The sequence below is a fragment of the Candidiatus Paracoxiella cheracis genome (assembly GCF_049348705.1).
Lineage (GTDB): Bacteria > Pseudomonadota > Gammaproteobacteria > Coxiellales > Coxiellaceae > Paracoxiella > Paracoxiella cheracis.
Map to the genome: position 1 here is coordinate 253,507 of NZ_CP186485.1, position 12,940 is coordinate 266,446.

Annotated in this window: 13 protein-coding genes; all 13 read left to right on the forward strand. The window is 45.0% G+C overall.

Going from position 1 to position 12,940, the window contains the following annotated elements:
• The first annotated feature begins 4 nt into the window (after window positions 1-4).
• The 13 genes from rpoC to rpsC all read left to right on the forward strand — a co-directional run bounded on the left by rpoC (window position 5) and on the right by rpsC (window position 12,933).
• The gene (rpoC, locus tag ACJMKR_RS01250; RefSeq protein WP_423063436.1) at window positions 5-4,246 is read left to right on the forward strand and encodes a DNA-directed RNA polymerase subunit beta'; all 4,242 of its coding nucleotides are present in this window, start codon (window positions 5-7) and stop codon (window positions 4,244-4,246) included.
• Between the two features lie 279 nt (window positions 4,247-4,525).
• A complete protein-coding gene (rpsL, locus tag ACJMKR_RS01255; RefSeq protein WP_423063437.1) occupies window positions 4,526-4,900 on the forward strand; it encodes a 30S ribosomal protein S12 in 375 nt (124 codons plus the stop codon).
• Between the two features lie 11 nt (window positions 4,901-4,911).
• Complete coding sequence (gene rpsG, locus ACJMKR_RS01260; RefSeq protein ID WP_423063438.1) at window positions 4,912-5,490, forward strand: 30S ribosomal protein S7; 579 nt, start codon at window positions 4,912-4,914, stop codon at window positions 5,488-5,490.
• Window positions 5,491-5,495: 5 nt separating this feature from the next.
• Window positions 5,496-7,586 (forward strand): elongation factor G, encoded by a 2,091-nt coding sequence (fusA, locus tag ACJMKR_RS01265; protein ID WP_423063439.1) that lies wholly within the window; start codon window positions 5,496-5,498, stop codon window positions 7,584-7,586.
• A 25-nt stretch (window positions 7,587-7,611) separates the two neighbouring features.
• Window positions 7,612-8,802 carry an elongation factor Tu gene (gene tuf, locus ACJMKR_RS01270; protein ID WP_423063428.1) on the forward strand — a complete coding sequence of 397 codons (1,191 nt, stop codon included), beginning with the start codon at window positions 7,612-7,614 and terminating at the stop codon, window positions 8,800-8,802.
• Window positions 8,803-8,814: 12 nt separating this feature from the next.
• Window positions 8,815-9,138: a 30S ribosomal protein S10 gene (rpsJ, locus tag ACJMKR_RS01275; protein WP_423063440.1), complete on the forward strand. Its 324-nt coding sequence runs from the start codon at window positions 8,815-8,817 to the stop codon at window positions 9,136-9,138.
• A gap of 87 nt (window positions 9,139-9,225) precedes the next feature.
• A complete protein-coding gene (rplC, locus tag ACJMKR_RS01280; RefSeq protein WP_423063441.1) occupies window positions 9,226-9,876 on the forward strand; it encodes a 50S ribosomal protein L3 in 651 nt (216 codons plus the stop codon).
• Complete coding sequence (gene rplD, locus ACJMKR_RS01285; RefSeq protein WP_423064264.1) at window positions 9,876-10,478, forward strand: 50S ribosomal protein L4; 603 nt, start codon at window positions 9,876-9,878, stop codon at window positions 10,476-10,478. The genes rplC and rplD overlap by 1 nt, the downstream gene beginning before the upstream one ends.
• On the forward strand, window positions 10,475-10,771 hold the full coding sequence (rplW, locus tag ACJMKR_RS01290; protein ID WP_423063442.1) for a 50S ribosomal protein L23: 297 nt from the start codon (window positions 10,475-10,477) through the stop codon (window positions 10,769-10,771). The genes rplD and rplW overlap by 4 nt, the downstream gene beginning before the upstream one ends.
• Window positions 10,772-10,776: 5 nt before the next feature.
• A complete protein-coding gene (gene rplB, locus ACJMKR_RS01295; RefSeq protein WP_423064265.1) occupies window positions 10,777-11,604 on the forward strand; it encodes a 50S ribosomal protein L2 in 828 nt (275 codons plus the stop codon).
• A gap of 14 nt (window positions 11,605-11,618) precedes the next feature.
• The gene (gene rpsS / locus ACJMKR_RS01300) at window positions 11,619-11,906 is read left to right on the forward strand and encodes a 30S ribosomal protein S19 (RefSeq protein WP_423063443.1); all 288 of its coding nucleotides are present in this window, start codon (window positions 11,619-11,621) and stop codon (window positions 11,904-11,906) included.
• A complete protein-coding gene (gene rplV / locus ACJMKR_RS01305) occupies window positions 11,906-12,250 on the forward strand; it encodes a 50S ribosomal protein L22 (protein ID WP_423063444.1) in 345 nt (114 codons plus the stop codon). The genes rpsS and rplV overlap by 1 nt, the downstream gene beginning before the upstream one ends.
• The gene (gene rpsC / locus ACJMKR_RS01310; protein ID WP_423063445.1) at window positions 12,250-12,933 is read left to right on the forward strand and encodes a 30S ribosomal protein S3; all 684 of its coding nucleotides are present in this window, start codon (window positions 12,250-12,252) and stop codon (window positions 12,931-12,933) included. Before rplV ends, rpsC begins: the two co-directional genes overlap by 1 nt.
• Window positions 12,934-12,940: the final 7 nt, after the last annotated feature.

Below are 12,940 nucleotides of genomic sequence, written 5' to 3' on the forward strand. Positions count from 1 at the left end.
AGCATTGAGAGACTTACTAAAACAATTAAAAAGTGATAAGAGCGCTGACTTCGGTGCGCTCCGTATCAAGCTTGCATCTCCAGAAGAAATTCGCTCTTGGTCTTTTGGTGAAGTCAAAAAGCCAGAAACGATTAATTACCGTACGTTCAAACCTGAACGTGAAGGGCTCTTTTGCGCGAAAATATTTGGTCCAATTAAAGACTATGAATGTCTTTGTGGAAAATACAAGCGCTTAAAACATCGTGGTGTTGTCTGTGAGAAATGTGGTGTGGAAGTCACATTAACCAAAGTGCGTCGTGAACGCATGGGTCACATTGAACTTGCTTGTCCTGTTGCGCATATCTGGTATTTAAAATCGCTGCCATCACGCATTGGATTATTATTAGATATGACCTTGCGCGATATTGAGCGGGTGCTTTACTTTGAAGCGTACGTCGTTGTGGACCCCGGCATGACACCGCTTGAGCGTGGACAACTCTTGTCGGAAGAAGCTTATCTCGATGCCTTAGAAGAATACGGTGATGATTTCGTTGCTTTGATGGGTGCAGAAGCGATTAAACGGTTATTACAAGAAATCGATTTAAAAGCTGAGGTCGAAGAACTGCATAACGAGCTTCCCAAAACATCTTCGGAAACCAAAATCAAAAAAATCACGAAACGGCTTAAAGTTATGTCGTCATTCTTGGAATCGGGTAATAAGCCTGGTTGGATGATCTTGGATGTATTGCCGGTATTGCCACCAGATCTTCGTCCATTAGTACCGCTTGATGGGGGGCGATTCGCGACGTCTGATTTGAATGATCTTTATCGTCGAGTGATTAATCGTAACAACCGTTTAAAACGACTGCTTGATTTAAACGCGCCCGATATTATCGTTCGCAACGAAAAACGTATGTTGCAAGAAGCGGTTGATGCGCTACTCGATAATGGTCGTCGTGGTCGTGCGATTTTAGGTTCTAATCGTCGTCCGTTGAAATCATTAGCGGACATGATTAAAGGTAAATCGGGTCGATTCCGTCAAAACTTATTAGGTAAACGCGTCGACTACTCTGGTCGTTCGGTTATTGTGGTAGGTCCGACATTAAAATTACACCAATGTGGTCTCCCGAAAAAAATGGCATTGGAATTATTCAAACCATTTATCTTTAGCAAATTACAGCATCGTGGTTTAGCAACAACGATTAAAGCTGCAAAGAAAATGGTTGAAAGCGAAGTGCCCGAGGTTTGGGATATTCTTGAAGAAGTCATTCGCGAACATCCAATTCTGTTAAACCGTGCACCAACACTGCACCGTTTGGGTATCCAAGCATTTGAGCCGGTGTTAATTGAAGGTAAGGCTATTCAATTACACCCGTTAGTTTGTACGGCATACAACGCCGACTTCGACGGTGACCAAATGGCTGTTCACGTACCATTGACACTGGAAGCGCAATTAGAAGCGCGCTCGCTCATGATGTCGACGAACAACGTATTACATCCGGCGAACGGTGAACCGATCATCGTGCCAACTCACGACGTTGTGTTAGGTCTTTATTACATGACGCGCGAACGCGTTAATGCGAAAGGTGAAGGTTTGAAATTCGCTGATATTAATGAAGTCGTGCGTGCTTACGAAAATGGCAAGGCTGATTTACATGCAAAGATTACCGTTCGTATTCAAGAAAAATTACTGAATGAAAATGGTGAACTGGTAGAGTCATCTCGTATTGTTAATAGTACGATTGGTCGTGTTTTATTATGGGATATTGTCCCCGCGGGATTATCTTTTGATCTCGTCGATCAAGCGATGACAAAAAAAGCGATTTCTAAACTACTCGATATCAGCTATCGAAATCTGGGCCTTAAGGCGACGGTTATTTTTGCCGATCAATTAATGTATATGGGCTTCCGATATGCTACTTATTCAGGTGTTTCAATCGGTGTTGATGACCTTGTGGTTCCTGAGAGTAAAGAAAATATTATTTCTAAAGCGGAAGACGAAGTACGCGAAATTGAAAAACAATACGCATCAGGTTTGGTAACACAAGGCGAACGCTACAACAAAGTTGTGGATATTTGGTCGCGAACAAATGATCAAGTTGCCAAGGCGATGATGGAAAAAATTGCAGTTGAGCGTGTGAAAAATGCAGAAGGAAAAGAAGTTACTCAGAACTCATTCAACTCTATTTACATGATGTCTGATTCGGGTGCGCGAGGATCGGCTGCGCAAATTCGTCAGCTAGCGGGTATGCGTGGTTTGATGGCAAAGCCAGATGGCACCATCATTGAGACACCTATTACGGCAAACTTCCGTGAAGGTCTTAACGTGTTGCAATACTTTATTTCGACACACGGTGCGCGTAAAGGTTTGGCGGACACTGCATTAAAAACTGCAAACTCAGGTTACTTAACACGTCGTTTGGTGGATGTGGCGCAAGACTTAGTTGTTACTGAACACGATTGTGGTACTGAAAATGGGCTTGAAATTACGCCTCACATTGAAGGTGGTGACGTTGTTGAGCCATTGCGTGAACGCGTGTTGGGTCGTGTTTTATTAGCGCCAGTTATCGATCCGAAAACGAATGAAACACTCATTGATGAAAAGACGATGCTCGATGAAAAACTCGTGAATATTCTCGATGAGCACAGCATCGATCGCGTTAAAGTACGCTCTGCGATCACTTGTGACACTCCTTATGGTATTTGTTCGTTGTGTTACGGTCGTGACTTAGCGCGAGGTCATTTAGTAAATGTTGGTGAAGCGGTAGGTGTTGTGGCAGCACAATCCATCGGTGAGCCGGGTACGCAGTTAACCATGCGTACCTTCCACATTGGTGGTGCGGCTTCGCGAGCAACCGCTGCGAATAACATCGAAGTTAAATCCGATGGTAAAGTTAAACTGCGTAACCTTAAAACGGTTGAGCAAGCCAATGGTAACTTGGTGGCAGTTTCCCGCTCCGGGGAATTAGTTGTGCAGGATCCGCAAGGTGCTGAACGCGAACATTACAAAGTGCCTTACGGCGCAACCATTAGCGTTCGTGATGGTGATGCGGTGAAAGCAAAACAAATCGTTGCGCAATGGGATCCGCATACACATCCAATTATCACTGAAGTGGCTGGTCAGCTTCGATTTGTTGATCTTGTCGATGGTATTACTATGAATCGTCAAACCGATGAATTGACGGGTTTGACAAGTGTTGTAGTAACAGCGGCAAAACAACGTAGTGCGACCGGGAAAGAATTACGTCCGATGGTGAAATTGGTCGATCAAAAAGGTAAGGACTTAAACTTGCCAGGTGGTAATGTTCCGGCCCATTATTTCTTGCCTGAAGGCACGGTTATCACAAAAGAAGATGGTGGTGCTGTCGAGGTAGGTGACGTGCTCGCGCGTATTCCGCAAGAAACGTCGAAAACCCGTGATATTACCGGTGGTCTGCCTCGAGTGGCGGACTTATTTGAAGCGCGTCGACCTAAAGATGCGGCAATCCTAGCGGAAATTTCGGGTCTTGTGAGCTTTGGTAAAGACACTAAAGATAAAGGTCGCTTAGTGATTACAGCGTCGGATGGTACGGTTCATGAAGAGCTCATACCAAAATGGCGTCACGTCAACGTATTTGAAGGTGAAACGGTTGAAAAGGGTGAAATGATCGCCGATGGTCCGAATGATCCGCATGATATCTTGCGTCTATTGGGTGTGAGCGCCTTGGCGAATTATATCGTGAATGAGGTGCAAGAGGTCTATCGACTGCAAGGCGTGAAGATCAATGATAAGCATATTGAGGTTATTGTGCGTCAGATGCTACGAAAAGTTGTGATTCACAACCCTGGCGATACCAACTTCTTGCAAGGCGAACAAGCTGAATACTATCAACTGCGCGAAGAAAATGATCGTGCTCGAAAAGAAGGTGGTATTCCGGCTGAATATGAGTCTTTGCTATTGGGGATCACGAAAGCATCATTAGCAACGGAGTCCTTTATTTCAGCGGCATCGTTCCAAGAAACCACGCGGGTGTTAACAGGCGCCTCGGTGGCGGGAAAACGCGACGATTTACGTGGCTTGAAAGAGAACGTAATTGTGGGTCGGCTGATTCCTGCCGGAACGGGCTATGAATATCACAAGAAGCGTCGAGAGGCTGATCAAGCCGTCACTGAAGAGGCGGAAGCTAATAAAGGGGTGACTGCTAGCGAAGCGGAGCAAGCGCTCAGTGAGGCATTGAAGTCATCTCCGGATGAAGAAACGGTTGGTAAGGAGAAAAGTGATTCTTAGTTTAGTCATGGAGTCGCTTAAAAACAGCAAAAAGCAATTTTAAGTGATCTCCAAGCTAAACTTGCTTGACGAAGGGCTCAGCATTCATTAGAATCCCCGCTCCGTGTTATTCATTGTTAAACACTTGAGTAACACGGCTTTACCGAGATTTTGTAGTGTATGTATCGTCATCCTGAGTGAAAGTGGCGAGATCTAAATCGTCGTCATCCTGGGCGAAGGTGGATAAACCACTAGAGCTGAAGGATTTTGACAGAAACAGAAGGATGAAACGAGGAAAAAATGGCTAGAATCAATCAATTAGTGAGAAAGCCGCGTAAGGCAAAGCGAGCGAAAAGTGACGTGCCAGCATTAGATGGCAGTCCTCAAAAACGAGGTGTTTGTACTCGTGTTTTCACAACAACACCTAAGAAACCAAACTCGGCATTGCGTAAAGTAGCGCGTGTGCGACTCACTAATGGAAAAGAAGTTCCTGCTTACATTGGTGGTGAGGGACACAATTTGCAAGAGCACTCAGTGGTGCTCATCCGAGGAGGTCGTGTAAAAGACTTACCGGGTGTGCGATATCACATTGTGCGGGGTAGCTTGGATACCGCTGGGGTATCAGGCCGTAAACGAGGCCGTTCGAAGTACGGCGAGAAAAAACCGAAAGAATAAAGAGTATAGCAATGGCTAGAAGAAAAGCAGCACCAAAAAGAGATATTTTGCCTGATCCACTGTTTCACAGCGAGTTGTTGGCGAAATTTATTAACACGGTTATGCGTAATGGTAAAAAATCTGTTGCGGAAAACATCGTTTATGGTGCGTTGGATGCCGTTTTGCAGCAGCAAGCGAAAAGACCGGCAAAGGTCGAAGAAGGTGAAGGTGGTGATGATTCAGGCGATAAAGGTGGCGCAGCAAAACGTGTTACCGGCGATATTCGCACCAGCGAATCTGCCCGTTCCTTTGCATTAGACGCATTTAAAAAAGCGCTTGAGCATGTGACGCCACAAGTTGAGGTTAAATCTCGTCGGGTTGGTGGTTCAACATACCAAGTGCCCGTTGAGATTCGCAGTACTCGTCGTATGGCATTAGCGATGCGATGGTTGGTTGAATACGCTAATCAACGTAATGAAAAAACGATGGTATTGCGTTTAGCGAATGAAATTCTTGACGCAGTTGAAGGGCGCGGTGGGGCAGTAAAAAAACGTGAAGATGTGCATCGTATGGCGAAAGCCAACCAAGCGTTTGCACACTATCGGTGGTAAAAATTATGGCTAGAGAAATTCCGTTAGAACGTACTCGCAATATTGGTATCATGGCCCATATTGACGCGGGTAAAACAACAACGACGGAGCGCATACTTTATTATACGGGCGTGTCTCACAAAATGGGTGAGGTCCACGAAGGTAGTGCCGTTATGGATTGGATGGCGCAAGAGCAAGAGCGTGGTATTACGATTACTTCTGCCGCGACGACTTGCTACTGGATGGGTATGGATCAACAATATCCGAAACACCGCGTTAATATTATTGATACACCGGGACACGTTGACTTTACGATCGAAGTAGAGCGTTCTTTACGTGTGCTCGATGGTGCTGTTGCTGTTTTCTGTTCTGTTGGTGGAGTTGAGCCACAGAGTGAAACGGTTTGGCGTCAGGCAACCAAATATCGCGTGCCTCGCATGGGCTTTGTCAACAAAATGGATCGTGCCGGTGCTAACTTTTTACGAGTTGTAGAACAAGTAAAAACACGATTAAATTCGACGCCTATTCCAGTCCAATTACCGATTGGTGCTGAAGAAGAATTCGAAGGTGTTATTGATCTTATTCGAATGAAAGCTATTTACTGGAATGAAGCCGATAAAGGTATGACGTATGAAGAGCGTGATATTCCCGATAATTTGAAAGCAGAGGCAGATAAATATCGTGAACAGCTCATCGAAGCAGCGGCTGAGTCTTCAGAAGAGTTAATGGAAAAATATTTAGAAAATGGTGACTTAACCCAAGAAGAAATTCGAAAAGGTATTCGACGACGTACGTTGAATAACGAAATCGTTCCGATGTTGTGTGGAAGTGCCTTTAAAAATAAAGGTGTTCAAGCTTTATTGGACGCAGTAATTGAATTCATGCCTGCGCCAACCGATGTTGAGGCGATTCGTGGTGAGGAAGAAGATGGCTCTGAGGGTAGTCGTTCCGCTGATGATAAAGCGCCATTTGCTGCGCTAGCGTTTAAAATTGCAACAGACCCGTTTGTTGGAACATTAACATTCTTCCGTGTGTATTCGGGTGTCTTGAAATCAGGTGATTCTGTTTATAACCCAGTTAAGGGTATGAAAGAGCGCATTGGTCGAATCTTACAAATGCATTCGAACACGCGACATGAAATTAAAGAAGTGCATGCCGGTGATATCGCTGCTGCTGTTGGATTAAAGAAAGTAACGACAGGCGATACGTTGTGTGCGCAAGATAGCATTATTACATTAGAAAGAATGGAGTTTCCGGAGCCCGTCATTTCTGTTGCGATTGAGCCGAAAACTAAGGCAGACCAAGAAAAGATGGGTATCGCTTTGGGCAAATTGGCACAAGAAGATCCCTCATTTCGAGTTCATACCGATGAAGAGTCTGGTCAGACGATTATCGAAGGTATGGGTGAATTGCACTTAGAAATTATTGTCGATCGTATGCTGCGCGAATTTAATGTTGATGCTAACGTCGGTAAACCGCGCGTTGCTTATCGCGAAACAATTCGCAAGCCAATCGAGCAAGAAGGTAAATATATTCGTCAAACAGGTGGACGTGGTCAGTACGGACATGTATGGTTACGCATCGAACCAAAAGAGCCGGGTGAAGGTTTTGAGTTCGTCAACGCTATTGTGGGTGGTGTCATTCCAAGAGAATACATTCCTGCCGTTGAAAAAGGCGTAAAAGAGCAAATGGAGAATGGTATTATCGCGGGTTACCCAGTCGTTGACGTGAAAGTGACGCTTTACGATGGTTCTTACCACGATGTTGACTCCAGTGAAATGGCATTTAAAATTGCAGGTTCGCAGTGCTTTAAAGAAGGTGCATCAAAAGCTAAGCCTGTCTTATTAGAACCGATCATGAAGGTCGAGGTTGTGACGCCAGAAGACTATATGGGCGATGTCGTTGGTGACTTAAATAGACGTCGTGGTGTTATTCAAGGTATGGATGAAAATCCTACCGGTAAAGTTGTAGATGTTGAAGTTCCGTTGGCAGAAATGTTCGGTTATGCCACTGACCTGCGTTCATTAAGTCAGGGTCGAGCCACGTACACGATGGAATTTCTAAAATATGCCGAAGCGCCTGCCAATATTGCAGAGGCAGTCATTAAAACGCAATAAGCCAAATATAAAGAGGTGAAAAGTCATGTCGAAGGAAAAATTTGAAAGAGATAAGCCGCATATGAATGTGGGTACGATAGGTCACGTAGACCATGGTAAGACGACGTTGACGGCGGCGTTGACGACGGTATTGGCAAAGAAATATGGCGGTACGGCAAGTGCGTTTGATCAGATTGATAATGCGCCGGAAGAAAGAGCGCGCGGAATCACGATAGCGACGTCGCACGTTGAATACCAAAGTGAGAAGCGCCACTATGCGCATGTGGACTGTCCAGGACACGCGGACTACGTGAAGAACATGATCACGGGAGCGGCGCAAATGGACGGAGCGATTTTGGTTGTGAGCGCGGCGGATGGTCCGATGCCCCAAACGCGAGAGCACATTGTGTTGGCGAAACAAGTTGCCGTGCCGAATATTGTGGTTTTCTTGAATAAAGCGGACATGGTAGATGATCCGGAATTGCTAGAGCTGGTTGAGATGGAAGTGAGAGACTTGTTGAGCAGCTATGACTTTCCTGGAGATGATACGCCGATTATCGTGGGTTCAGCGCTGAAGGCGTTGGAAGGAGACACGAGTGATTTAGGAGTACCGGCGGTGTTGAAGCTGGTTGAGACGATGGACACGTACTTTCCGGAGCCGAAGCGTGATATAGACAAACCTTTCTTGATGCCGATAGAAGACGTCTTTTCGATTTCGGGTCGAGGAACGGTAGTCACGGGCCGAATTGAGCGCGGTATTGTGAAGGTTGGGGATGAGCTAGAGATTGTGGGAATACACCCGACGTCGAAGACGACGTGTACGGGAGTTGAGATGTTCCGTAAGCTGCTTGACGAAGGTCAGGCGGGTGATAATGTGGGTGTTTTATTGCGTGGTACGAAGCGAGAGGAAGTTGAGCGCGGTCAAGTATTAGCGAAGCCTGGCACGATTACGCCGCACACGAAATTTGAAGCGGAAATTTATGTGTTGTCGAAAGAAGAAGGTGGTCGTCATACGCCGTTTTTCAAGGGCTATCGGCCTCAGTTTTACTTCCGTACGACAGACGTGACGGGAGAGGTAGTGTTACCGGATGGAGTAGAGATGGTGATGCCTGGAGACAACGTGAAGGTAACGGTGACGATGATCGCACCGATAGCGATGGATGAAGGTGTGCGCTTTGCGGTTCGAGAAGGTGGCCGTACAGTGGGTGCCGGTGTCGTAACTAAGATTATTGAATAATGGAAAAAAAAGATGGCAGTTGTAAACAACAATCAGCGTATCAGAATCAGGCTTAAAGCGTTTGATCACAAGCTTATTGATCGTTCAACGAAAGAAATCGTTGAAACGGCTCGGCGAACGGGGGCTATTATCAAAGGTCCTATTCCATTGCCGACAAAGATCGAGCGTTATACGGTTTTGATTTCACCGCATGTTGATAAAGATGCACGTGATCAATATGAAATCCGTACGCATAAGCGACTGGTTGATATTCTTCAGCCAACGGATAAGACGGTTGACGCGTTGATGAAGTTGGATTTAGCGGCTGGTGTCGACGTTCAAATTAGCGTTGAATAATTTTTAATATGATGCGCTTTGCGTAGGGATTAATATTTTTTACATAAAGTGTCGCGATAGCGGCACTTTGTTATCGGAGAAAATGCAATGCCTGTTGGGTTAATGGGTAAAAAATGTGGAATGACTCGAATATTTACTGAATCGGGTGAATCTATTCCGGTCACTGTAATTGAAGTTACGCCTAACCGTGTAACACAAGTTAAAACAGTGGATGCCGATGGCTATCGTGCACTGCAAGTGACACTAGGCCTAAAGAAAGCTTCTCATGTGAATAAGGCACTCGCGGGTCATTATGCAAAAGCTGGTGTTGAAGCCGGCAAAAGCATGAAAGAGTTTCGTTTATGCAAAGACGAGATGCCGGAAGCTAAAGTGGGTGACAACTTAACAGTCGAACTATTTAAAGAAGGGCAAAAAGTTGATGTAAGCGGGCTAACTCGCGGTAAAGGTTTTGCCGGAACGGTTAAGCGACATAACTTTAGAACTCAAGATGCAACGCATGGTAATTCATTGTCGCATCGTGCGCCGGGTTCTATTGGTCAATGTCAATGGCCAGGTCGTGTATTTAAAGGTAAAAAAATGGCGGGTCACATGGGTGATGTGAATCGAACGATTCAGAATCAGGAAATTATTAAAGTGGATGTGGAACGCAATTTGATATTAATAAAAGGCGTTGTGCCTGGAGCTCCTGGTGGCCAAGTTGTCATCACTGGATCCGTGAAAAGTAAGGAGAAAGCATGATGGAGCTACAAGTACAAGGTAAAGACAAAATTAAAGTGTCTGACAAAACTTTCGGATGCGAATTTAAAGAAGGTCTCATCCATCAAATCGTGACAGCTTATTTAGCTGGCGGTCGTGCAGGCACGAAAGCGCAAAAAACACGAAGCGATGTGAGCGGTGGGGGTACAAAACCTTGGCGACAAAAAGGAACGGGCCGTGCACGAGCAGGTACAATTCGTAGTCCTCTTTGGCGCAGTGGTGGTGTTACATTTGCAGCTAGGCCGCGTGACTATTCACAAAAAGTGAATAAGAAAATGTATCAGCGTGCATTAGCATCGATATTATCGGAATTAGTGCGTCAGGACAGATTAGTTATTATTGATGATTTGAAATTGAAGGGACCGAAAACGCAAGAGCTCGTAAAAGCATTGCAGAAGTTGAAAATAGAAAAGGGTCTTATCATTCTTGATAACGAGGATCGCAATATAAATTTAGCATCGCGTAATATTCCTCATGTAGACGTTTGCGATGCTGTACGAGTAGATCCGGTTAGTTTAGTCGCCGCGGAAAAAGTAGTGATTACAGTCGCTGCGATTAAAAAACTTGAGGAGAGGTTGTCGTGAGTGCTGAAAGTATATTAACGATTTTAAGAGCCCCTCATGTGTCAGAAAAAACGGTTTCTTCTGCTGGAGTTTATCCGCAGTATGCATTTGAAGTGAGTCCTGCTGCGACTAAGGCACAAATTAAAGAAGCGGTAGAAGCCTTATTTAATGTAACCGTGAAATCGGTCCGAACGATTAATGTAAAAGGGAAGCAAACGCGGTTTAAGCAAACTCGAGGACGTCGTAATAATTGGAAAAAAGCGTATGTCACACTGGCTCAGGGCAGTGAAATTGATGTTGCATATGGGGATTAATGATTATGACTTTAGTTAAAGCAAAACCTACATCCCCAGGGCGCCGTTTTACAGTTAAAGTGGTTCATCCAAAATTACATAAAGGTGATCCCTATGCGCCCTTGGTGGAAAGTAAAAATCGAATCAGCGGTCGTAATAATAAAGGCCGAGTGACTGTTCGCTATCGTGGTGGCGGTCACAAACGTGCATACCGCATTATCGATTTTAAACGGGATAAAGATGGCATTAATGCTAAAGTTGAACGGATTGAATATGATCCGAATCGAAGCGCGCATATTGCACTGTTATTGTATGCTGATGGGGAACGACGATATATCATCGCACCAAAAGGCATACATGAAGGTTCTGCGATTATGTCTGGTGAGCATTCGCCGATTAAGCCTGGTAACTGTTTGCCGATGCAGAGTATGCCCTTGGGTGCCACGATTCATTGTATTGAATTGAAACCCGGTAAAGGTGCTCAATTAATTCGAAGCGCAGGCACCTCGGCTCAACTAGTGGCGCGCGAAGGATTGTATGCGATTATCCGTATGCGTTCCGGTGAAACACGCAAGGTATTGGCAAGTTGTCGTGCTTGCATCGGAGAAGTGTCAAACTCCGAAAACAACTTGCGTTCACTCGGTAAAGCGGGTGCAAAACGTTGGCGAGGTCGTCGTCCGCATGTACGTGGTGTTGCCATGAACCCGGTTGACCACCCGCATGGTGGTGGTGAAGGTAAAACGTCAGGTGGACGCCATCCAGTGAGTCCGTTTGGAGTTTCTGCAAAAGGTTTTAAAACACGCAGAAATAAACGAACGACTAACATGATTATTCGTGACCGACGCAAGAAATAAGAGTGAGGTAAAAAGTGCCAAGATCAACATATAAAGGACCGTTTGTAGATCACCACTTACAAAAAAAGGTGGATCAAGCAAACAAAGAAAGCAGTAAGCGTCCGATTAAAACATGGTCGCGTCGATCTATGATTACACCGGATATGGTTGGTCTAACGATTGCGGTTCATAATGGTCGCCAGCATGTGCCTGTTTATGTCTCGGAAAATATGGTCGGTCATAAATTAGGTGAATTTGCAGTGACCCGAACGTTTCGCGCGCATTCAGGCGATCGCAAAGCAAAAACAGGTGAGGGCAAATAATGGAAGTCGCGGCAAAATTAAAATTCGCACATATTTCAGCACAGAAAGCACGCTTAGTGGCTGATCAGGTGCGTGGATTACCTGCAGAACAAGCAGTCGATTTGTTGCGCTTTAGTCCGAAGAAAGCTGCTGCACTTCTAAAAAAAGTTGTGGATTCGGCCATTGCGAATGCTGAACACAATGCAGGCGCAGATATTGATGAGCTAAAAATTGCAAAAATATTTGTTGATGAGGGACCTATGGCTAGGCGGTTTCAACCACGCGCTAGAGGTCGTGCAAATCGCATCATGAAGCGTACTTGTCATATCACGGTAATGGTTTCCGATGACGGGGAGAGTAATTAATGGGTCAAAAAGTTAATCCAACAGGAATACGATTAGGTATCACAAAAGGATGGACATCAAATTGGTATGCTGAAAATGCTGATTTTGCGAACCACCTAAACAGTGACCTTAAAGTCAGAGAACTTTTAGAGAAAAAACTAAAAGGCGCTGCTGTCAGCCGTATTCAAATTGAGCGCCCGGCGCGCAACGCAAAAATTGCTATTTATTCAGCGCGTCCTGGAGTCATTATTGGTAAAAAAGGTGGTGAGATTGAAGCGCTACGTGATGAAATCTCAAAATTAATGAAAGTGCCTGTGCACATCAGTATCGAAGAAATTCGAAAACCTGAGTTAGATGCTAAGTTAGTTGCCGAAAGTGTAGCGCAACAATTAGAGCGCCGTGTGATGTTCAGACGTGCAATGAAGCGTGCAGTACAAAGTACTATGCGACAAGGCGCGTTAGGAATAAAGATTAGCTTAAGTGGCCGTTTAGCGGGTGCTGAAATTGCTCGAACGGAATGGTATCGCGAAGGTCGAGTGCCTCTACATACTTTCCGTGCCGATATCGATTACAACACCGCTATTGCAAAAACAACTTATGGCATTATTGGTGTTAAGGTTTGGATCTTTAAGGGTGAAAAGCATCTTCCTGTAAAAGAAGAGCTACAAGAACAAGAAGAAACAAGTAAAGAAGAGGCGAAATAGAGGATTA